Source organism: Micromonospora sp. WMMA1996 (genome assembly GCF_002573675.1).
Lineage (GTDB): Bacteria > Actinomycetota > Actinomycetes > Mycobacteriales > Micromonosporaceae > Micromonospora > Micromonospora sediminicola.
In genome coordinates, this window is the sequence record NZ_PDHU01000004.1 from 121,685 (window position 1) to 142,089 (window position 20,405).

Genomic DNA, 20,405 nt, shown 5'->3' on the forward strand with positions numbered 1-20,405 from the left:
GCGGCCGGACCGATCGCGCCCGTCCCGGCCGGCTGGCCCTCGACTGCGCAGGCCGCGGAGGAGCCGCACCACGTCGCATCCGCTGTCCGTCCGCACAGGCCGGACAGCAATAAGGGCCCGAACCGCGTTTCCGCAGTTCGGGCCCTTATCAATCCTGTGCGCCCGAAGGGACTCGAACCCCTAACCTTCTGATCCGTAGTCAGATGCTCTATCCATTGAGCTACGGGCGCCCGGTGCTCGGCCAGTCTACACAACCGGCTTTCGCGCGGAGACTCCGGGATTCGAACCCGGGAGGGGCTTTAAGACCCCAACCGCATTAGCAGTGCGGCGCCATAGACCAGACTAGGCGAAGTCTCCCTGGTGGCCCGGAGGTCACCGCGCCCGAGAATACAGGTCCGCACCCGCCCGGAGCAAAGCGACTACCGGTACCCGACCCGGCCACCGTGTTTCCACCGTGTGCCAGATCACCTCCACGGCTACGCTTCATCGATATGCAGGAGCATCCGCCGAGCGATCCGCCCCGTCGCGAGCCCGCCGCCAAGGCCCGGCGGAGCCGCTCCCCCCGACCGACCTTCAGTCCGCCACCCGCGCCGGAGCCCGCTCCGGTGGAGGCGACGGAGGACACCCCACCGCGCGGGCGGTCGCGTCGGACCCCGCCGACCGTCGTCTTCCAGCCGCCGACCCCGGTCACCGAGACGGCGCCGGCCCCTCGTCCACGCGCCGGCGGCGCCCTGTCCGGGCCCGATCCGGCCTCGCGCGCCGGCACGGCCGCCGCCGAGGCGGTCGACACCGGTCCGGGCACGCGGCCCGGCGGGGCCGCCACCGAGCCGGACGACACCGATCCCGGTGCGCCGCCGGCCGTGCTCCCCGGCGAGCCGGCGGTGCCCGCCCCACCACCGGCGGCCGGCAATCCCATGCCGGGCGAGGTTTCCGCCGGGAGTACGACGTCCGGGGGGTCCCCGGTCGGGGCGACGGCGACCGGGCCGGCCCCGGTCGCGAAGGGGACGCCGAAGCGGGCGCGACGCGCCTCCACCGGGACGGCCGCCACCGAGGACGGGACCGCTGCCGCTGTGGAGGTCACCCCGGCCGGCAAGAGGACCGCCCCGGCCGCCAAGAAGGCGGCGCTCGCCGCCCGGAAGGCGGCCGGCGCGACCCGGAAGACCTCCGGCGCGCCCGAGTTCACCGCCCCGGCCGGGACCGAACCGTCCACGGCCGGGCCGCGGCCCGACGACGCCCTGCCGGTCACGGCCGAGGAATCGGGGGCAACGTCCCGCCCCGCGCGCGCCCGCCGGACCACCAAGGCCGCCCCGGCGGCGCGGACCAGCCCGGCGAAGCGCACCGCCGAGCAGGCCGCCGCGGACGTCGCTCCGGACGCCGGGCCGGGCGCGGAGACCGCCGGGCCGGGCGCGGAGACCGCCGGGCCGGAGCGCGTCGGTGGAGACGTCGCGCAGCCGACCCCGGCGGGCACGGGTGAGCGGAGCACCGGGCCGGCCGACGGGTCGGCGGCGGTGGCGCGTACCCCGGTGGAGGGCTGGCGGGCGGTGGGGCCGAGGTTGCGCGACCACCCCGGGTTCGCGCCGGAGTTGCTGGCCCTGGCCGCGGTGGACGCCCTCGGTCCGCGTGCCCGGGACTGGGTGGAGCAGGTCCGCCGGGCCTACCCGCAGGCGGACGCGGACGGGGTGGCCCGGCTGGCGACCCGGCGGTTCGTCCGGATGGCCGGCACGGGCGGCGCGTTGGCGGCGGGCACCGGGCTGTTCGCGCCGGTCGCGGAGCTGACCGCCGTGCTCTGGACCCAGGCGAACCTGGTGCTGCACCTGGCCGCCGCCTACGGGCGGGAGCCGGCGCATCCGGACCGGGCGGCCGAGTTGCTGGTGCTGACGTCGGTACATCCGGACGACGGCACGGCCCGGGCGGCGCTGGCGGCGGCCCGGGCGGCCGACGAGCCGGCGGACGGGCCGTGGGGGCGGGTGGCCGAGGCGGCCTGGCGGCTGGCCACGCCGGTGGCCGCGCAGGCGGGTGGGTGGCTCGGGTTGCGGCTGGCCGCCCGGTTGCTGCCGGGCGCGGCGGCGCTGGCGGCCGCGACCGGTGGTACGGCCGCCGCCGAGCGGCTCGCCGCCCGGGCGGTCGCCCGCTACCGGCCCACCCGCGCCTGATCGACACCGGTACGGCGAGGTGGTGGCATCACCCGCCACCTCGCCGACCTGGCGCAACGCTCAGAGCCAGCCGAACCAGGACCTCGGCAGCAGCGCGTAGCCGACGAAGGCGACCACGTCGAGCAGGGTGTGCGCGACGATCAGCGGGGCCACCCGACGCGTGCGCAGGTAGAACCACCCGAAGATCAGCCCCATCACGGCGTTGCCGACGAACGCGCCGAAGCCCTGGTAGAGGTGGTACGAGCCGCGCAGCACCGCGCTGGTCGCGAGCACCGCGCCGAGCCGCCAGTTGAGCTGGCGCAGCCGAGTGACCAGATAGCCGACCACGATCACCTCCTCCAGCACGGCGTTCTGCACGGCGGCGAGGATCAGCACCGGCACCGCCCACCAGAGGTCCGGCAGGGCGGCCGGAACGAGGGTGGCGTTGATGCCGAGCTGCGCCGCCACCCAGAACAGCGCCAGGCCGGGCAGGCCGATGAGCGCGGCCAGGCCCGCGCCGCGGACCAGGTCGGAGCCGGGCCGGCGGAGGTCGACGCCGAGCGTCCGCGCCGGGTCGCCGGGGTCGCGCGCCAGCAGGTGTACGGCGAGCAGCACCGGCAGCAGCGCGAAGACGATCCCGAGCAGCTGGTAGGTGAGGTCGAGGTAGGGCCGGGCGGACGCGGAGGTGTTCAGCGCGGCGGTCTGCTTCGACAGCCCGCCCGACGCGGTGAGCTTGGCGACCAGCGAGACCAGCGCGTACACGGCCGACTGGCCGAGGGAGAGACCGAGCACGAGCAGCGTCTCGGTGCCCAGCACCCGGCGGGAGACCGGCCGGGCCAGCTCGTCAACCGTCACCGGACCATGAAACCACCTCGGCGACGAGGGGGGCCGGTCGCACATCGTGTGCGACCGACGGACACGCTGCGTGGACATTCTATGGAGGCCGATCCGCCCGTACGGAGAAGGAGCGTGCCCCTGTGGAGAACTTCGCGCGGCTGCTGAAGGAGAGCTGGGCCCTGGTGGAGGAGCACCGGGAGCGGCTCAGCGGCCACTTCTACGCCCGGCTGTTCCTCCTCGACCCGGAGCTGCGCGCGCTCTTCCCGGTGCAGATGAACGGGCAGGGCGACCGGATCCTGGAGGCCATCGTCACGGCCACCCAGACGGTGGACGACCCGGAGAGCTTCGACGAGTACCTGCGCGCGCTGGGTCGGGACCACCGGAAGTTCCACGTGTCGTCCGCCCACTACGAGACCATGGGCGTCGCCCTGCTCGACGCGCTGCGCAGCACCGCCGGCGACGGCTGGAACCTGGAGTACGACCAGGCGTGGCGGGAGGCGTACGCGAGCATCAGCGAGCGGATGCTCGCCGGCGCGGAGGCGGACGGGAACCCGCCGTTCTGGCACGCCGAGGTGCTCACCCACGAGCGGCACGGCCCGGACACGGCGGTGCTGACCGTCCGCGCCCTCCAGGATCCGCTCCCCTGGAAGGCCGGTCAGTACGTGAGCGTGGAGGTGCCCCGCTACCACCCCCGGGTGTGGCGGACGTACTCGGTGGCGAACGCCCCGAACGAGGAGAACGTGCTGGAGTTCCACGTCCGGACACCGCCCGGGGCGGCGGGCTGGGTCTCCGGCGCGCTGGTCCGCCGGACCAAGCCGGGTGACCTGCTGCGGGTGGCCGCGCCGATGGGCTCGATGACGCTGGACCCGGACTCCACCCGGGACATCCTCTGCGTGGCCGGCGGCGTCGGGCTGGCCCCGATCAAGGCGCTGGTGGAGGAGCTGGCCCGGGTCAACCGAACCCGCTGGGTGCACGTCTTCTACGGCGCCCGCCGCCCCGAGGAGCTGTACGGGCTGGCCGGTCTGGAGGAGCTGGTGGCGACCCACCCCTGGCTGTCGGTGACGCCGGCGTGCAGCGAGGACGCGGACTACGCCGGTGAGCAGGGTGACGTCTCCGAGGTGGTCACCCGGTACGGCCCGTGGACCACGCACGACTGTTACGTCTCCGGTTCGGCGGCCATGGTCCGGGCGACGCTGCGGGCGCTCGCCGCCGACGACGTCCCGCCGGACAACATCCGCTACGACACGTTCGGCAACCTCTGAACCTTTCTCCCCCCGAGCCGGGTCGCGTGCCCCCGCCCCCTGGGGCACGCGACCCGGCCCCCCGTGTCAGTAGCGCCAGGGGGTACCGGTCTCGCGGTATTCCTCCACCGGCACCAGCGGTACGCCGGGGGCCATCCGGTCGACGTACAGGCGCCCCTCCAGGTGGTCGATCTCGTGCGCGACCAGCCGGGCCATCGCGTACTCGAAGGACGTGATCACCCGACTGCCGTCCCAGAGGGCGTGTTCCACGTCGATCCGCAGCGGCCGGGGCACCAGGCCGCGGTGGTCGAAGTAGGAGAGGCAGCCCTCGTACTGCTCGTCGGTCTCGGCGGCGGCGTCCACCACGCGGGGGTTGAGCAGCACCACCGGTTCGGCCGCCCGGTCGGCGGGGCGGACCAGGGCGGCGGACCAGCCGAGGCCGAGCTGGGGGGCGGCGAGGCCGACGCCCTTGCTGAACGGGTGCAGCTCGTCCAGGCGGACCAGCATGCCGGCGAGCCGGTCGACCACCTTCCGGGCGTGCGGCTCCTCGGCCGGCAGGTCGAACGGGCGGGCCGGTTGCCGGAGCAGGTCGTCGCCGCGTTGCACGATGCCCACCGCGCGCATCCGGTCGCTGGCCCGCACCCGGCCGCCGGCCGGCGGGCCGTCCGGCTCGGCCGCCGGCGCCGGACTGCGGAACCGCCACTGCAACCGGTAGCGGGCGTTCAGCGGCGGGTCGTCGGTCCCCCAGTCGAAGATCAGCCGGTCGTCGGCAGTGGTGCGCTGGATCGGCGTCCGCAGCGGTCCCTCCTCCGCCGACAGCGAGGTCTCCGCGCCCCACACCTTCGGGTCGAGGTCCGCGGGCAGGTCGAGGCGCACCGCCAGGTGCCGGGTGGGCAGGCGTACGGCGCGCTGGAACCAGGGGCCCCACTTGTCCCGGCCGACCTGGTACGCGTACTCGATGGTGACCCGGTCGCCCGGGTAGAGCGGGAAGCGGCCCTCGTCGTTCTCGAAGAGCAGCCAGATCTCCTTGAACGCGTCCCGGTCGTGTTTGGCCCGCCAGTGCATCGGCTCCCGCCCGCTGCCGTCGTCCCGGTACGCGGTGAGTTGCAGCTCGGCGAAGGTGAGCGGATGCTCCCGGTGGTGCCGGTTGGAGCGCCCCGGATCGTTCGGGTAGCGGTCGACCGCGACCCGGACCAGGTAGCGGGTGACCGGCTCGGTGCCGGCGTTGTAGAGCTCCCGGCGGATGGCGCAGTGGTAGCCGTCGCCGGTGTGGGTGAGCGTGGCGACCTCGCGCTCGACCACCAGGCCGGTGCCGGGCGGCAGCCACTGGCCGGGTACCGGCGGATCCCGGTGCGCGCCGGCGGCCCGGCCGTGCCGCAGCTCGTCGTACTCCCGGAAGCGCTGCCAGATCGCGCCGCTGGCCTCCAGGACGGCCTCGGCCCGGCGGGCGAAGTCCTCGGTGGGCCGGTGGCGGCGCCCTTCGACGTGGCTGACGTAGGACGGGTCGAAGCCCATCAGCGTCGCCAACTGTTTCTTGGACAGCCCTCGGCCGGTCCGGTGCCGGGCGAGTTCGGCCGCGAACGAGTCGGCGGCACGCTCGATCGGTGAGGTCGTCATCAGCTTCCTCGTAGCCGGGACGACCATTTTCACGTTGGGTGGCCGGACGTGTACGGAAACTGCCTCGTATTCGACACTCGCCTTGACAATTCAATGGCGCGCGTCGATGCTTGCGCGACCCGCCCGGCTCGCCCGGCGGCGTTTTCCGCCCACCCCGCCGGGTAGTACGCGACGGCGACGGAGTGACCGGGACCTCCCCCTGAAGCCCGTGGCACCACTTTCCCTCCGCCGGGGAATGTGGTTAGGCTAGCCTTAGCTTCGGTCGACGGCACGCGCCGGCCGGCAGGGCGACCAGACAGGGGACGGCCAGGTGACTGCGGTGATGCCGGGGCGCGACGTCGCCACCCCGTTCGCCCCGGTGACCGCGACCCTGCGCGTCATGTTCGGCACCGACGACCTGCCCGGGCTCGCGCCCGGCCTGCTGGTCCGCGACGAGCTGGACCGCTGGACCCCGGCCGCCCGCCTGGTCGACGGCACGCTGCTGCCCGAGTTCCTCACCGCCGCGGGCCGGCGCTGGGGCGGCACCCCGCACGCCTGCGCCGCGCTGGCCTGGAAGTCCTACAGCTACTGGACCGCGCTGCCGGCCGTGCTCGGCTGGGCCTCGGCCCGCCGGGTGCCGCTGCTCGACCCGGCCCACGTGCTGGTGCACTTCGAGGACCACCACCAGTTGCTCACCCTGGGGCTGCGCGCCTCGACCCCGGTGGCGGTGCTGCCGGGTGACCCGCTCGCCCTCAGCGGCGCGCCGGGGATCCGGGTGGTCGCCGACGAGACGGCACTGCTCGGCGAGCTGCGCGCGTCGCTGCTCGACGCGCACTTCGCCCCGCTGATCACCGCCATCCAGGGCGAGGTCCGGATCGGCACCCGTACGCTGCTCGGCTCGGTGGCGTCCGGCATCGCGCACGGCATCCTGCGCGCGGCGGACGCGCTGCCCGGCCCGTCGGCCGCGACCGTGACCACGCTGCTGGACGCGCTCGACCTGGGCGACCTGGTCGAGCTGGTGCCCGGCCCGACCGGCGAACCGACCGTGCAGCGACGCACCTGCTGCCTCGCGTTCACGCTGCCCCGGCCCAAGGTCTGCCAGGGCTGCTGCGTCCGCCAGACCTGACCCCCCGGGCGCGTTCAGTCGGCAAGTGGCCGGACGTCCCACAGCCACACCCCGCCGGAGCGGGTGGGCGTGATCCCGGTCAACTCGGTCATCGCCCGGCGCAGCGCCTCGGCCTGCCGCAGCCGGGGGTCGAGGATCACCACGCCGGCCCGCCAGTACCGCAGGTCGTCGACGGCGGCCACCCGGTCCTGCGGAGTGATCGGGGGCACCGCGTCGGTGCGCCGCACCGTGTCGAAGAACGTGCTGGTGGGACGCGGTGGCGCGGTGAAGAGGGCGATCCGGTCGCCGCCCGGGCGGGTGTCCGGATAGAGGAAGTAGCCGCGGGCCAGCGGCATGTCCAGCCCGGTCTCGGCGGACCAGCGCAGCGGGACCGCGTACGTGGTGTCGGGCAGGGGGAGCGTGACGACGCTCCGCCCGTCGGCGACGTAGGGACGCCAGGCCCCGGAGGTGACGAACACCGGTGTCGGGTCGAGTCGCTTGGCCGGCAGCGGGGTGGGCAGGATCGGCAGCAGCGCCATGGCCAGCACGGTGCCGGTGGCGAACCGGATCTGCCCGCGCGCCGCCGGGTGACGCGCGGCGAGACGTCGGGCCCGGTCGGCCCCGAGCGCGAGCAGCACACCGACGATCGGGGTGAGCGCGAGCGACCAGCGGGTGGGCACCACCGAGTGCAGGACCGGCAGGTTCTCCAGCGCGGCCCACGGGCCCGGGACGCCGGTGTCCCGCCCGTCGAACCGGACCTCCCGGCCGAGCGAGAAGAGCGCGAACACCAGCCCCACCGCGGCCAGCCCGAGCACCACCGCGTCCCGGCGCAGCCACCAGACCAGCGCGGCCACCAGCACCACGAGCGGCCACCCGAAGAACGCGTTCTCCTCGGTCGCGTTCTTCACCAGCGGTTCGCTGCCCCGGGCGTCGCCGGCCACCGACTCCCGGGACCACGCGACGTACGCGGCGAGGTCGGTGGAGTAGCCCCGGATCAGGGTGGAGAGCCCGCTGTAGGCGCCGGGGCCGAAGAACTGCACCCAGAGCGGGTACGCGAGCAGCGCCCCGGCGACCACGGCGGCCACCCCGAGCCCGGCGGCGAACGGGCGTGCCGCCGACCGCAGCGCGGGCCGCCCGAGCGCCAGCGCGAGCACCACCACGCCCAGGCCGATGGCGGCCATCAGCAGGATCTCCAGGTTGAGGAACGCCTGCCAGACGATCACCAGGCCGAGCAGCACGCCGTTGCGCAGCCAGCGGCCGGGCTGCGCCAGCCGCAGCGTCCGCCAGACGATCAGCGGCACCACGAACTGGCTGACGATGTTCGGATGGGCGTTGGCGTGCGACACCATCGCGGGCGCGAACGCGCAGAAGCCGGCGCCCAGCCAGGCCGGCCCGCGCGCGCCGATCACCACGCGGGAGAGCAGGAAATACCAGGCCGCTCCGGTGGCGGCGAGGCCGAGGGTGAGGAAAATGAGAAAGGACCACCGCGGCCCGCACCACAGCGTTATCGGCGACAGCGGTACCGAAATGGATAATACGGACGTATTGGCCATGAGATTGACCACGTCCGGCACATTCATCCGGTCCGAGGTGAACGGATAGGCGAAATCCGTGACGACGCGCGCACCGTGCGCCATCATCCATTCGAATTGCGCCTGATCGGTGCGATTGTCCCGGACCCCGTTCGCCGGATCCACCCACAGGCGAGCGGTGACCCAGAACGCGAGCAGCACGAAGCTGAGCACGGCGAGGGCGTCGAACCGCCGGCCCCGTGGGCCGACGTCCGATTCCGGAGTAGTCATGACATTTCAGAGCGTAGTCAGGGTATGACGGGCCCGTGACATGTTTCCGGGACTCACGTACTATGTGCCGAGTTCGCCGACCGCCGATCACGTGCCCCACCCGACCGCAATTCGGCCACCCCGGTGCCCCGATTTCCCCACCAGCCATCCAGATGGTTGACTCTGACGGTCCAGGCGCGGGTCAGTCATATCGTGAGGAATCGACGCATGGCAGAAATCACTGGGGATCAGCGCGTCCAGTCGGAGGTGCTCGAAGGCCTGGCGACGGCGGTCAACCACCGACGGTGGTTCGTCGAGCTGGCCGTGCCCTACCTCGGTGACAACCCCATCGAGATCGGTAGCGGCCTCGGCGACTACGCGTTGGAGTGGGCCGAGCACCTCCCCCGGATCACCGCCACCGAGGCAGACCCGGAGCGGCTGATCAAGCTCAAGGAACGGCTGGCCGACCACCCGGGCGTCGAGGTCCGGCAGATGCTGCTGCCGCACACCGAGCGGGGCGACTACAGCGCCGCCGTCTCCTACAACGTGCTGGAGCACATCGACGACCACGTGGGCGCGCTGCGCAGCATGCGCGACCTGGTCCGGCCCGGCGGCGCGGTGGTCATCATCGTGCCGGCGTTCCAGTTCGCGATGAGCCCGGCGGACATCGCCACCGGCCACGTGCGGCGCTACACGAAGAAGACGCTCGGCGCGGCGATGACCGAGGCCGGGCTCACCGTGGAGAAGATCCACTACGCGAACGCGCTCGGCCTGATCGGCTACTTCATGGCCACCAAGGTCTTCCGGCTGATGCCGAAGGAGGGCCCGATGGTGAAGGTCTACGACACGCTGGTGCTGCCCGCGACCAAGGCGGCGGAGCAGCGGGTCCGGCCGCCGTTCGGCCAGTCCGTCTTCGCGGTCGCTCGCGTCCCCGCCTGAGGCGAAAGGAGGGGCCCCCTCTTAACGCCTCCGGTATAGATGGGGCCCCCTCTCACACCCACGTGTCAAGAAGGGGCCCCTGCTTACCTCTGGTCAGTCCTTGACCTGGTAGGTCGGGCGGATCACCGCGCGGGCCAGGGTGTGGAACGCCAGGTTGAAGCCGACGAAGGCCGGGCTGGCGTCCTTGCCCACGTCCAGGCGCTCGACGTCGACCGCGTGCACCGCGAAGACGTACCGGTGCGGTCGGTCCCCCGGGGGCGGCGCCGCGCCGCCGTAACCGGTGTCGCCGTAGTCGTTGCGGATGCTGAACGCGCCCCCGAGGTCGGCCTCCGCCGCCCCGGTGGGCAGCTCGGTGACGGACGCGGGCACGTCCACCAGCACCCAGTGCCAGAACCCGCTGCCGGTCGGGGCGTCCGGGTCGAAGCAGGTGACCACGAAGCTCTTCGTCTCCGCCGGGAAGCCGGACCAGGACAGGTGCGGCGACACGTTCTCGCCGCCGGCGCTGCCGTGCGCGTACCGCGCGTCCATCGGCTCGCCGTTGTGCACGTCGTCGCTGGTCAGGTCGAACGCCGACACCGTCGGCAGCAGCTCGTACGGGTCCGGGGCGATCGGTCGTTCCAGGGTCATCGAAACGGTCCTTCCGGGTGCGCGAAATGTTCTGCGCCCCTTCATACCCCGCTCTCGTGCTGCCGGCGCACCATCTCGGTGATCCAGATCGGCGCGTACGGCGACGTGCAGCCCGGCGGCGTCGGATAGTCCTTCAGCACCGCCAGCCGCTCGCCGACGGCGATCGCCCGGTCACGGTGCCCCGCGTGGTCGATCCCGATCTGGGCCAGGCAGTGGTTCATCGCCCACTGGAGGCGGTCCGGGGCGTCCCGCATCTCCGCCTCGATCACGTCCAGCAGGCCGGCCAGGTCGAGCCCGTCGGGCTTGCGCGCCACCCGCTCGGTGGTCAACGCCCACCCGGCGCTCGCCACCACCGGATCCGGGTCGGCGAGCCAGGCCAGCCGCAGCCGCTCGGCGTGCGGGCTCTTCTTCACCACGTAGGTCACGAGCCAGTCGTGCACCTTGGGCGTGCGCGCCTCGCGCAGCATGGCGTCCAGCTCGTCCGCCCCGAACGCCTTCGGCCGGCAGACCAGCAGCGCCAACAGCCGGGCCGCGCTGTCACCGGTCGCCCACAGCTCGCGGGCCAGCTCCTGCTGCGTCCTCAGCCGCTTCGCGACCGCCCGCAGCCGGCTCAGGTTGACCCCGTGGTCGTCGCCGTGCCGTTCGTTGACCGCGCGGACCTTCGGGTCCTCCAGCGCGACCAACTCGGCCATCACCTCGGCCAACGCCGCGTCCGTCACCTCGGCCTCCAGGGCGTTGCGGGCGGAGGGTGTGGGATTCGAACCCACGAAGACATCGCTGCCTTACCGGTTTTCAAGACCAGCGCCATCGGCCACTAGGCGAACCCTCCCGACGTGCTCCCCGAGGGGAACCCAACCGCGCATAGTCTGCCACGAACCCGGGATCGGGTAAGACTGAGCCATGCGCGCGATCACGATCACCGAACCCGGCGGACCCGAGGCCCTCGTCTGGACGGAGGTGCCCGACCCCGAGCCCGGCCCCGGCGAGGTCGTCGTCGAGGTGCGGGCCAGCGCGGTCAACCGGGCCGACCTGCTCCAGCGGCAGGGCCACTACCCGCCGCCGCCGGGTGCGCCCGCGTACCCCGGGTTGGAGTGCTCGGGGACGGTCCGCGCGCTCGGTCCCGACGTGACCGGCTGGTCGGTGGGCCAGGAGGTCTGCGCGCTGCTGGCCGGCGGCGGATACGCCGAGCAGGTCGCCGTGCCGGCCGGGCAGCTGTTGCCGGTGCCGGCCGGGGTGGACCTGGTCGACACCGCCGCCCTGCCGGAGGTGGCCTGCACGGTCTGGTCGAACGTGGTCGACCTGGCCCGGCTGGCCGAGGGCGACACGCTGCTGGTGCACGGCGGCGGCAGCGGGATCGGCACGTTCGCGATCCAGCTCGGGGTGGCGCTGGGCGCGACGGTGGTGGTGACCGCCCGGTCGGCCAAGCACGACCGGCTGCGCGAGCTGGGGGCCGCGCACACGATCGACTACCGGGAGCAGGACTTCGTCGAGGAGGTACGCCGGGTCACCGACGGGCGCGGCGCGGACGTGGTCCTCGACATCATGGGCGCGTCCTACCTGCCCCGGAACGTGGCGGCGCTGGCGACCGGCGGGCGGCTCGTGGTGATCGGCATGCAGGGTGGCCGCAAGGGCGAACTCGACCTGGGGATGCTGCTGGCCAAGCGCGGCTCGGTGCACGCCACCGCGCTGCGGTCCCGTCCGGTGGCGGAGAAGGCGGCGATCACGCGCGGCGTCCGCGAGCAGGTGTGGCCGCTGGTGGAGGCCGGTCGGGTGCGCCCGGTGGTGCACGCCCGGGTGCGGATGGCGGACGCCGCCGACGCGCACCGGCTGGTGGAGACCAACGACCACCTGGGCAAGGTGCTGCTGGTGCGGTGACGCCTCAATCCCGGGGGAGCACCAGGCGGGCGCCCGGGCCCTCGGCGGCGAGTGAGTCGCCGGGGTTGTAGAGCGTGCAGCGCTGCAACGACAGGCAGCCGCAGCCGATGCAGCCGTCCAGGTCGTCGCGGAGCTTGCCGAGCAGCCGGATCCGTTCGTCCAGCCGGTCCCGCCAGGCCCGGGAGAGCGCGGCCCAGTCGTCGGGGGTCGGCGTACGCCCGGCGGGCAGCGAGTCCAGCGCCTCCCGGATCTCGTCCAACGACACGCCGACCTGCTGGGAGATCCGGACGAAGGCCACCCGGCGCAGCTCGGTGCGGGCGTAGCGACGCTGGTTGCCGCCGGTACGGGCGGCGCGGATCAGGCCCAGCCGTTCGTAGTAGCGCAGCGCGGAGGGCGCCACGCCGCTCCGCTCGGCGAGCTGGCCGATGGTCAGGGTTGCCTCATGCATCACAGGGCCTTGAGTTGAAGTTCGCTTCAGGTCCGAGGCTATCCGTATGACGACGACCACCGCCACCGAGCTGGCCGCGCTGCTGGACCGGGTCCGCGCCGGCCGCGAGTTCGGCCCGAACGTGTACTCGACGCTGGACGTGCTCCAGGTGCTCTACGACCGGGTGCTCCGGATCACCCCGGCCACCGTGGACGACCCCGACCGGGACCGGTTCCTGCTCTCCAAGGGGCACGCGGTCGCCGGCTACTACGCGCTGCTCGCCGCCCGCGGCTTCGTACCGGTCGAGTGGCTCGACGACCAGGGCGGCCCGGCGAGCCGGCTCGGCGACCATCCGGACCGCACCCTCGTGCCGGGGGTCGAGATCGGATCCGGCTCGCTCGGTCACGGCCTCGGGTTGGGCGTCGGCACCGCGCTCGGCCTGCGGGCCCAGGGACGGACCGGCCCCCGGGTGTACGTGCTGCTCGGCGACGCCGAACTGGACGAGGGATCCAACCACGAGGCGATCGCGTACGCCGGAGCGACGGGCCTGGCCGACCTGACCGCGATCGTGGTGGACAACCACTCGGCCACGCACGGCTGGCCGGGCGGCGTGGCGAGCCGGTTCACCGTGCACGGGTGGAGCGCCGCCACCGTCGACGGGCGCGACCACGACGCCCTGCACCGTGCCCTCACCGGACACGACCACCACCGGCCGCACGTCGTCGTCGCGGTCGTCGACAACGGGGAGTGACCATGACCACGACCATGCGCGAGGAGTTCGTCCGCACGGCCGAGGAGGTGCTCGCCGACCCCCGGAGCGTGATCGTGCTCGCCGACATCTCCGCCGCCGCCTTCGAGCCGGCCGCCGCCCGCCACCCGGACCGGGTGGTCAACGTCGGCATCCGGGAACAGCTCATGATCGGCGTGGCCGGCGGACTGGCGTTGACCGGGCAGCGGCCGATCGTGCACAGCTACGCCCCGTTCCTCGTCGAGCGCGCCTACGAGCAGATCAAGCTCGACCTCGGCCACCAGGGGGTGGGGGCGGTGCTGGTGGGCATCGGCGCCTCCTACGACCGGGCGGCGTCCGGGCGCACCCACCTCGGGCCGGCCGACGTGGCCCTGGTCGACACGCTCGACGGTTGGACCGTGCACGTGCCGGGTCACCCGGACGAGGTGCGACCGCTGCTGCGCGCGGCGGTGTGCGGGGCGGGCTCGGCGTACCTGCGGTTGTCCACCCGGAGCAACGCGACCGCGTACCCGGAGGCGGGTGAGCTGCGGGTCGTCCGGGACGCCGGAGCGGGCGCGCCGCTGCTGGTGGCGGTCGGGCCGACGCTGGACGCGGCGCTGGAGGCGGTGGCCGACCGGCCGGTCACGGTGGCCTACACCCACCGGCCCCGGCCGTTCGACACCGCCGGGCTGCGGGCGCTGGCCGGCGCCGAGGTGATCCTCGTCGAGCCGTACCTGGCCGGCACCTCGACCCGGGTGGTGAGCGAGGCGCTGGCCGACCGGCCGCACCGGCTGCTCGCCCTCGGCGTCGGCCGGGCGGACCTGCGCCGCTACGGCGGGCCGGAGGACCACGACCGCTGGCACGGACTGGACGCCGCCGGGCTGCGCCGCTCGGTCGACGCGTTCCTCGGACCCACCGCCTGAACCCGGATACGACAGGACCCCGCGACCCCGGCCGGCGCCGGGATGCGGGGTCCTCGTGTCGTTCGGGTCAGCGCGCGGCGGCGGGGCCGACCGGGCGGCGCCGGGCGCGCTCGCGGGCCAGGATCCAGATCGCCTCGACGCCGTCCTTCCAGGTGATCTTCTTGCCCTCCTCGCGGCCCCGGGCCCGGTAGCTGATCGGCACCTCGTAGGGGCGGATCCGCTGGCGGAGCAGCTTGCCGGTGACCTCGGCCTCCATGCCGAAGCCGCGCGAGCGCACCTGAAGCGAGCGGTAGAGCGCCAGCGGCATCAGCTTGAAGCAGGTCTCCAGGTCGCCGATGTACGAGTTGTAGAGCACGTTGGCCGCCAGCGTGACGCCCTTGTTGCCCATCACGTACCAGAAGCTGTAGGAGCTGTGGCTGCCGAAGGTGCGATTGCCGTAGACCACGGTGGCCCGGCCGTCGAGCACCGGCTCCAGCAGGCGCGGGATGTCCTGCGGGTCGTACTCCAGGTCGGCGTCGAGGATGACCATGTACTCACCCTCGGCGTTGTCCACGGCGGTCTTGATGGCCGCGCCCTTGCCGGCGTTACGCGGGTGGGTGATCACCCGCAGGCGGGCGTCGTCCACCCGGCCGAGCACCTCGCCGGTGCCGTCCCGGCTGCCGTCGTCCACGACGACCAGCTCGATCTCGCAGGGGTAGTCCACCGCCAACGCCTGCTTGAGGGCGTCCGCGATGCGTTCTTCCTCGTTGTAGACCGGCATGAGGATCGAGAGCTTCACGGGTTCTCCACAAAGGCGGCGGCAGGTCGGGGCATAGCCTAGCCTGGCAGATCCCTGAGGTCACCCACAGCCGTCCTCGTCAGCCCTGCTTGAGCGGCACCACGACCAGGCGCGCGACCCCACCGTCACCCTGGGTAGCCCCGGCCACTCCCACCGTGGTGCCGACCTTGATGTCACTCGACCGAACGGTGGATCGGCGCTCCACCACCCGCAGCTTCTCGTCGAACGTCCAGGTCTTCGTGAAGCCGTCGGTGGACTTCACGGTCATCGAACGGTCATCGATGGCGGTGACCTGACCCCGCTGCACCGCGACGGTCTTCGTGCCCTCCTTGGTCTGCACCACGACCTCGCCGTGCAGGGTGTTCTTGCGCAGCAGCACCCGGGCGCGGTGTCGCTTGCGCCACTCCTGCGCACCGGCCTTGCGGTCCGGTCGGGCCTGCTCGTCCGGGGTGCCGGAGGCGGACGGCGCGGGCGCGGCGACCGGGTCGACGTCCAGGTCGGCGGCGTCCACCCCGAGCGCGGCGAGCGCCTGACCGTCCGCGCCCATCGCGGCGGCCACCTCGACCGCGGTCTCCCGGACCGGCTCGGCGCCGACCCGGCCCGCGCCGCACCCGGACAGGCCGAGCGCCGCGGCGGTGAGCAGCGCGGTGGCGCCGGTGACGATTCGCTGGCGTGCCATCTGTGTTCCTCTCGTCGGTGGTGACGTCAGCGTTCCCCACCCCCACGAGCGGAGCGTCAGGCCGATGTTCGAGCCAGGTAAGGATCTCCGGGCAGCCGGACGGTGAACGCCGCCCCGCCCTCCGGGGCGTGCGCGGCGGTGATGTCGCCGCCGAGCCGGCGTACCAGCCCGGCGGCGAGCGCCAGCCCGAGGCCGCTGCCCACCTTGCGCACCCCCCGGTACCGCTGGTGCAACGCGCCCCGTTCGAACGCCACCGCCAGGTCGTCGTCGGTGAAGCCGGGGCCGCCGTCCCGGACCTCCAGCACGCCGCCGGCCGCCGGGTCCGCGCCGGCGGCCCGGACCGCGAGCACCACCGGCGCCCCCGGGGGTACGACCCGCAGCGCGTTCTCCAGCAACCCGTCCACCACCTGCCGGATCCGACCCGGATCGGTGTACGCGGGCACCGGCGCGCCCGGCGACTCGACCCGGAACGGCACCCCGACCGCCGCGCACCGGTCCGACCAGGTCCGCTCCGCGTCGGCGGCGAGCCGGGTCAGGTCCACCGGCCCGGGATCCAGCGGGAAGTCGGCGGCCTCCAACCGGGCCAGTGCGAGCAGGTCGCTGACCAGCCGGTCCAGGTGCTCCGCCTCGGCGAGCACGGTCCGGCCGGTCGCCGGCACCGCGTCGGCGTCGATCACGCCGTCGGCCAGCGCCTCGGCATAGCCCCGGATGGCGGTGAGCGGGGTGCGCAGCTCGTGCGAGACGGAGAGGAGGAACTCGCGCTGCCGACCCTCGCTGGTGGCCAGCGCGGCGGCCAGCCCGTTCAGCGCGTACGCCAGGTCGGCCACCTCGTCGGGCGGCTCGACCGGCACCCGGACCGCCCGGTCACCGGCCCGGAGCCGGGCGGCGGCGGTGGCCGCGACGCGGATCGGTCGGGCCAGCCGACGGGCGAGCAGCAGCCCGGCGGCCGCGCCGGCGGCGAGGCCGGCGAGCAGCGGCAGCCAGAGACCGCGCAGCACCTGCCGCCACGGGCCGGTGGTGACGGCCCGGGTGAGCACCACGCCGTCACCGCCCGGCAGCGCCCGCGCCTCGACCAGCCGGCGTTCCCCGTCGACCAGCCGTCGACCGGAGACGTTCTTGCCGGCGGTGACCCGGGTGACCAGCGGTGCGGGCAGGCCGGGGCGGTCGACCCGGCCACCTCGGATCACGTACACCTCGATCTGCTGCTGGCGGAGCTGGCGGATGAGCCGGTCCCCGGCGCTGTCCCGCTGGCGTACCGCCCGGACGCGGAGCACCTCGGCGGCGAGTCGGGCCTGGGCGGCCAGCGCCTCCTGGTCCCGCCGTTCGGCGCCGCGCACCGCCAGGGGAACCGCGACCAGCGCGGTGACCAGCACCGAGACCAGCGCGACGGCGCAGGTGACGAGCACCGCGCGGGCGGTCAGCGTGTGCGCGCTCCGGCGGCGGGCGGGCGGCGCAGGCGGGCCGACGACCGGCAGCGCGACGGTGGGGTGGTCAGGCATCGGCCGCGTACCCGACGCCGCGGTGGGTGCGGATCACGCTGGCCGGGCCGAGCTTCGCCCGGACCTGCGCCACGTGCACGTCGACGGTCCGGGTGCCGGCGTGCGCCGCGTACCCCCAGACGCCGGCCAGCAGCTCCTCCCGGGTGAACACCCGGCCGGGCCGGGCCATCAGGTGGGCGAGCAGGTCGAACTCGGTGGAGGTGAGCTGCACCGGAACGCCGCCGGCGGTGACCGTGCGGCGGCCCGGGTCGAGGGTGACCGCGCCGAGCACCCGTGGTCGCTCGGCGGTCGCCGGTGTGCCCGAGGTGCGGCGCAGCACCGCGCGGACCCGGGCGACCAGCTCGCGCGGGCTGAACGGCTTGGTGACGTAGTCGTCCGCGCCCAGCTCCAGCCCGACCACCCGGTCCACCTCGTCGTCGCGGGCGGTGAGGAAGATGACCGGCGTCCAGTCGCCCGACGTGCGCAGCCGCCGGCAGATCTCGGTGCCGGCCAGGCCGGGCAGCGCGATGTCGAGCACGCAGGCCACCGGGCGCAGGCGCCGCGCGGCGGCCAGGCCGGCGTCGCCGTCCCGTTCCAGGTGTACGCCGAACCCGTCCCGGGTCAGGTAGAGCCGGACCAGGTCGGCGATGGCCGGCTCGTCCTCCACCACGAGGACGAGCCCGCGCTGTGCGGCGTCGGCGGTCACCGGCCCATGATGACCGCTCGGTGGTGCCCGGGAAGGTCTGGGGAACGTTCGGGTCAGGTAAGAAGAACGTCAGCGCGCCCGCGCCGGGTGGAGCACGGCGGGTCGGGCGGCGGTCGGGGAGTCGCCGATGGTGGCGACGAGCCGTTCCGCCGGCGTCCGCAGCCGGGTGCGGAAGGCGTGGTTCAGCAGGGCGTCGAGCTGCCACACCTGCTTCGGGTGGTGGGTACGGATGAGGAACCGCTCACGGACCCCGTCGATCGCGGTGGCCGCCAGCTCCAGGCTGTGCGCCCGCGGGTCGGGGCTCCAGGTGACGTTGCTCAGCTCCCGCAGCTCGGTGTTGAGGTGCAGACGGAGCCGGTGCAACACCCGGGTCTGCCGGGTGACCACCAGCCGGCGGTGGGTGAGGAGCATCAGGTACTCGCCGCCGACCGGGTGGTCCGGGCGGCTGCACCGGGTGACCAGGATGGTGGCATCGCCGGAGCCGACGCACCGGCGGAACACCGGCATGTGTCGGGTGACGGTCTGGGTGGCCAGGCCGGTCTCGGCGGCGGCCGGGAGGAACGTTCGCGAGAACACGTCCATGCCCGGTGCAACGAGCGGCTGACCAGGGGTGATATGGGTCACGCCCGATTTTTGGAACTTCCACCCGTGCAAATCGCACCCGCGGTGCGACTCCGCCGACTCCGGCTCAGAGCAGCTCGACGATGGTGGCGTTGGCCATCCCGCCGCCCTCGCACATCGTCTGGAGGCCGTAGCGGATGCCGTTGTCCCGCATGTGCTGGAGCATCGTCGTCATGATCCGCGCGCCGGACCCGCCGAGCGGATGGCCGAGCGCGATCGCGCCGCCCCGGGGGTTGAGCCGCTCCGGGTCGGCCTCGGTCTCGGCCAGCCAGGCCAGCGGCACCGGCGCGAACGCCTCGTTCACCTCGTACACCCCGATCTCCTCGATGCCCAGCCCCGCGCGGCGCAGCGCCTTCGCGGTGGCCGGGATGGGCGCGGTGAGCATGGCGACCGGGTCGTCGGCGGCGACCACGGCGGTGTGCACCCGGGCGAGCGGACGCAGGCCGTGCCGGCTGGCCCACTCGCTCGTGGTCACCGCGAGCGCGGCGGCGCCGTCGGAGATCTGCGACGCGGACCCGGCGGTGACCACGCCGTCGGGGCGGAACGGGGTGGCCAGCTCGCCGAGCTTGGCCAGCGAGGTGTCGCGACGGATGCCCTCGTCGGCGGCGAACTTGCCGCCGTCGGCGAGCGCCACCGGCGCCAGCTCCGGGTCGAACGCGCCGGCGTCCTGCGCGGCGGCCGCCTTCTCGTGGCTGGCCAGCGCGAACTCGTCCAGCTGGGTACGCGAGAACCGCCACCGCTGCGCGATCAGCTCGGCGCCGACGCCCTGGTTGAACGGCAGCGGCGAGTCCTCGGCGACGCCCTCGACGCCGCGGTAGCGCTCCAGGATCGCCGGGCTGAACGGCAACCCGCCGGCCACGCTGGAGCCCATCGGCACCCGGGTCATCGACTCGACGCCGCCGGCGACGACCAGGTCGGCCTGGCCGGAGAGGACGGTGGCGGCGGCGAAGTGCAGCGCCTGCTGGCTGGACCCGCACTGCCGGTCGAGCGTGGTGCCGGGGACCGACTCCGGCCAGCCGGCGGCCAGCACCGCGTTGCGCGCCACGTTCCAGGACTGCTCGCCGACCTGCGACACGCAGCCCCACATCACGTCGTCGACCTGGCCCGGGTCGATGCCGGTGCGCTCGGCGAGCGCGCGCAGCACGTGCGCCGACAGGTCGACCGGATGCACGCCGGCGAGACTGCCCTTGCGTCGCCCGACCGGGGTCCGCACCGCGCCGACGATGACCGCGTCACTCATGTCTACTCCCCGGTAACCTCGCTTGCCCCGATCCTACGTGCTGACCCGACCGGTCGTCCTCCCCCGCCCTGCGGACACCGGCGGCTGGCATGCTGGTCGGATGGATCCACAGTCGTCACCGGCCCGACAGTGGCGGGTGCCGCGCACGTCGCCGGTGGTCAAGGCGCTCGGCGCGCTGCTCCTGCTGGCCCTGGGCCTGCTGCTCGCCGCCGGCGACCCGGTCCGCCCGGCGCTCGCCGGCCTGGCCGCCGCCGGGCTGCTCGTCTGGGCGCTGCGCGACGTCGTCGCGCCGGTCCGACTCGCCGTGGACCCGGAGGGGATCACCGTGCTCCGCGGGTTCGCCGGGCGCCGCCGGCTGCCCTGGGCGACCGTGGAGGCGATCCGGCTGGACCGGCGCAGCCGCCGCGGACTCACCGCCGAGACCCTCGAGATCGACGCGGGGGAGTCGCTGCACCTGTACGGCCGGCGCGACCTGGACGCGCCACTGGACGAGGTGGCCGCCGCACTCACCGCCGCCCGCGCTGCCGCACGCTGACCCACACACCGACCGTTCACGCGCGCCGCCCGCCGCCGTCAGGCTCGGGTGATCGCGCGCCTTCAGGCGCGGGCCCGGCGGACCGAGCCGGTCGCCAGAGCCGGGCGTCGCGGCTCGGACGGGACCGAGACGGGCCGAGCCGAGCGGGCCGTACCGGG

Annotated in this window: 20 protein-coding genes and 3 tRNA genes; 8 read left to right on the plus strand and 15 right to left on the minus strand. The window is 74.1% G+C overall.

Annotated features, from left to right (window positions below; all coding sequences use genetic code 11):
* Positions 1-157: 157 nt before the first annotated feature.
* Together COO58_RS24800 and COO58_RS24805 are read right to left on the minus strand one after the other, a co-directional pair.
* Positions 158-230: transfer RNA gene (locus COO58_RS24800), tRNA-Arg, on the minus strand.
* A gap of 36 nt (positions 231-266) precedes the next feature.
* Positions 267-357, minus strand: a tRNA-Ser gene (locus tag COO58_RS24805).
* Between the two features lie 248 nt (positions 358-605).
* Between COO58_RS24805 and COO58_RS24810 the strand changes: the two genes are divergently transcribed.
* Positions 606-2,153, plus strand: coding sequence for a hypothetical protein (locus COO58_RS24810; protein WP_255292767.1), 1,548 nt, complete (start codon positions 606-608; stop codon positions 2,151-2,153).
* A 60-nt stretch (positions 2,154-2,213) separates the two neighbouring features.
* On the opposite strand, the gene COO58_RS24815 is transcribed toward COO58_RS24810, so the two are convergent.
* On the minus strand, positions 2,214-2,987 hold the full coding sequence (locus COO58_RS24815) for a CPBP family intramembrane glutamic endopeptidase (RefSeq protein WP_091568210.1): 774 nt from the start codon (positions 2,985-2,987) through the stop codon (positions 2,214-2,216).
* 122 nt (positions 2,988-3,109) lie between these two features.
* Between COO58_RS24815 and COO58_RS24820 the strand changes: the two genes are divergently transcribed.
* Positions 3,110-4,231: a globin domain-containing protein gene (locus COO58_RS24820; protein WP_091568206.1), complete on the plus strand. Its 1,122-nt coding sequence runs from the start codon at positions 3,110-3,112 to the stop codon at positions 4,229-4,231.
* Between the two features lie 66 nt (positions 4,232-4,297).
* Here the strand turns inward: COO58_RS24820 and COO58_RS24825 are convergent, their stop codons facing one another.
* The gene (locus tag COO58_RS24825) at positions 4,298-5,827 is read right to left on the minus strand and encodes a peptide deformylase (protein ID WP_098747481.1); all 1,530 of its coding nucleotides are present in this window, start codon (positions 5,825-5,827) and stop codon (positions 4,298-4,300) included.
* Positions 5,828-6,149: 322 nt separating this feature from the next.
* On the opposite strand from COO58_RS24825, the gene COO58_RS24830 reads away from it, so the two are divergent.
* Positions 6,150-6,932 carry a hypothetical protein gene (locus tag COO58_RS24830; protein ID WP_091576806.1) on the plus strand — a complete coding sequence of 261 codons (783 nt, stop codon included), beginning with the start codon at positions 6,150-6,152 and terminating at the stop codon, positions 6,930-6,932.
* Between the two features lie 14 nt (positions 6,933-6,946).
* Here COO58_RS24830 and COO58_RS24835 read toward each other — a convergent pair whose 3' ends face one another.
* A complete protein-coding gene (locus COO58_RS24835) occupies positions 6,947-8,713 on the minus strand; it encodes a hypothetical protein (RefSeq protein ID WP_098747483.1) in 1,767 nt (588 codons plus the stop codon).
* Positions 8,714-8,920: 207 nt separating this feature from the next.
* On the opposite strand from COO58_RS24835, the gene COO58_RS24840 reads away from it, so the two are divergent.
* Complete coding sequence (locus tag COO58_RS24840) at positions 8,921-9,631, plus strand: bifunctional 2-polyprenyl-6-hydroxyphenol methylase/3-demethylubiquinol 3-O-methyltransferase UbiG (RefSeq protein ID WP_091568193.1); 711 nt, start codon at positions 8,921-8,923, stop codon at positions 9,629-9,631.
* 93 nt (positions 9,632-9,724) lie between these two features.
* Here COO58_RS24840 and COO58_RS24845 read toward each other — a convergent pair whose 3' ends face one another.
* The 3 genes from COO58_RS24845 to COO58_RS24855 all read right to left on the minus strand — a co-directional run bounded on the left by COO58_RS24845 (position 9,725) and on the right by COO58_RS24855 (position 11,087).
* A complete protein-coding gene (locus COO58_RS24845; protein ID WP_091568190.1) occupies positions 9,725-10,258 on the minus strand; it encodes a YbhB/YbcL family Raf kinase inhibitor-like protein in 534 nt (177 codons plus the stop codon).
* Between the two features lie 41 nt (positions 10,259-10,299).
* The gene (locus COO58_RS24850) at positions 10,300-10,950 is read right to left on the minus strand and encodes a DNA alkylation repair protein (RefSeq protein WP_098747573.1); all 651 of its coding nucleotides are present in this window, start codon (positions 10,948-10,950) and stop codon (positions 10,300-10,302) included.
* A 50-nt stretch (positions 10,951-11,000) separates the two neighbouring features.
* A tRNA-Ser gene (locus tag COO58_RS24855) sits at positions 11,001-11,087 on the minus strand.
* Between the two features lie 71 nt (positions 11,088-11,158).
* On the opposite strand from COO58_RS24855, the gene COO58_RS24860 reads away from it, so the two are divergent.
* Positions 11,159-12,133: an NAD(P)H-quinone oxidoreductase gene (locus tag COO58_RS24860; protein ID WP_098747484.1), complete on the plus strand. Its 975-nt coding sequence runs from the start codon at positions 11,159-11,161 to the stop codon at positions 12,131-12,133.
* 4 nt (positions 12,134-12,137) lie between these two features.
* On the opposite strand, the gene soxR is transcribed toward COO58_RS24860, so the two are convergent.
* Positions 12,138-12,581, minus strand: a complete 444-nt coding sequence (soxR, locus tag COO58_RS24865; protein ID WP_098747486.1) for a redox-sensitive transcriptional activator SoxR — start codon at positions 12,579-12,581, stop codon at positions 12,138-12,140.
* Between the two features lie 46 nt (positions 12,582-12,627).
* On the opposite strand from soxR, the gene COO58_RS24870 reads away from it, so the two are divergent.
* A complete protein-coding gene (locus COO58_RS24870) occupies positions 12,628-13,311 on the plus strand; it encodes a transketolase (RefSeq protein WP_091568178.1) in 684 nt (227 codons plus the stop codon).
* A gap of 14 nt (positions 13,312-13,325) precedes the next feature.
* The gene (locus tag COO58_RS24875) at positions 13,326-14,210 is read left to right on the plus strand and encodes a transketolase family protein (RefSeq protein ID WP_098747575.1); all 885 of its coding nucleotides are present in this window, start codon (positions 13,326-13,328) and stop codon (positions 14,208-14,210) included.
* A gap of 67 nt (positions 14,211-14,277) precedes the next feature.
* On the opposite strand, the gene COO58_RS24880 is transcribed toward COO58_RS24875, so the two are convergent.
* The 6 genes from COO58_RS24880 to COO58_RS24905 all read right to left on the minus strand — a co-directional run bounded on the left by COO58_RS24880 (position 14,278) and on the right by COO58_RS24905 (position 19,712).
* Positions 14,278-14,988: a glycosyltransferase family 2 protein gene (locus tag COO58_RS24880; RefSeq protein WP_091568173.1), complete on the minus strand. Its 711-nt coding sequence runs from the start codon at positions 14,986-14,988 to the stop codon at positions 14,278-14,280.
* Positions 14,989-15,067: 79 nt separating this feature from the next.
* The gene (locus COO58_RS24885) at positions 15,068-15,667 is read right to left on the minus strand and encodes a hypothetical protein (RefSeq protein WP_091568170.1); all 600 of its coding nucleotides are present in this window, start codon (positions 15,665-15,667) and stop codon (positions 15,068-15,070) included.
* Between the two features lie 56 nt (positions 15,668-15,723).
* Positions 15,724-17,166, minus strand: a complete 1,443-nt coding sequence (locus COO58_RS24890; protein WP_091568167.1) for a HAMP domain-containing sensor histidine kinase — start codon at positions 17,164-17,166, stop codon at positions 15,724-15,726.
* The gene (locus COO58_RS24895) at positions 17,159-17,851 is read right to left on the minus strand and encodes a response regulator transcription factor (RefSeq protein WP_091568163.1); all 693 of its coding nucleotides are present in this window, start codon (positions 17,849-17,851) and stop codon (positions 17,159-17,161) included. Before COO58_RS24895 ends, COO58_RS24890 begins: the two co-directional genes overlap by 8 nt.
* Before the next feature lie 69 nt (positions 17,852-17,920).
* Positions 17,921-18,433 carry a hypothetical protein gene (locus COO58_RS24900; RefSeq protein ID WP_091568159.1) on the minus strand — a complete coding sequence of 171 codons (513 nt, stop codon included), beginning with the start codon at positions 18,431-18,433 and terminating at the stop codon, positions 17,921-17,923.
* Positions 18,434-18,539: 106 nt separating this feature from the next.
* Entirely contained in the window at positions 18,540-19,712 is a 1,173-nt protein-coding gene (locus tag COO58_RS24905; RefSeq protein WP_098747488.1) for an acetyl-CoA C-acyltransferase, read from the minus strand.
* A 100-nt stretch (positions 19,713-19,812) separates the two neighbouring features.
* On the opposite strand from COO58_RS24905, the gene COO58_RS24910 reads away from it, so the two are divergent.
* Positions 19,813-20,247, plus strand: a complete 435-nt coding sequence (locus COO58_RS24910) for a PH domain-containing protein (RefSeq protein ID WP_176558966.1) — start codon at positions 19,813-19,815, stop codon at positions 20,245-20,247.
* Positions 20,248-20,405: the final 158 nt, after the last annotated feature.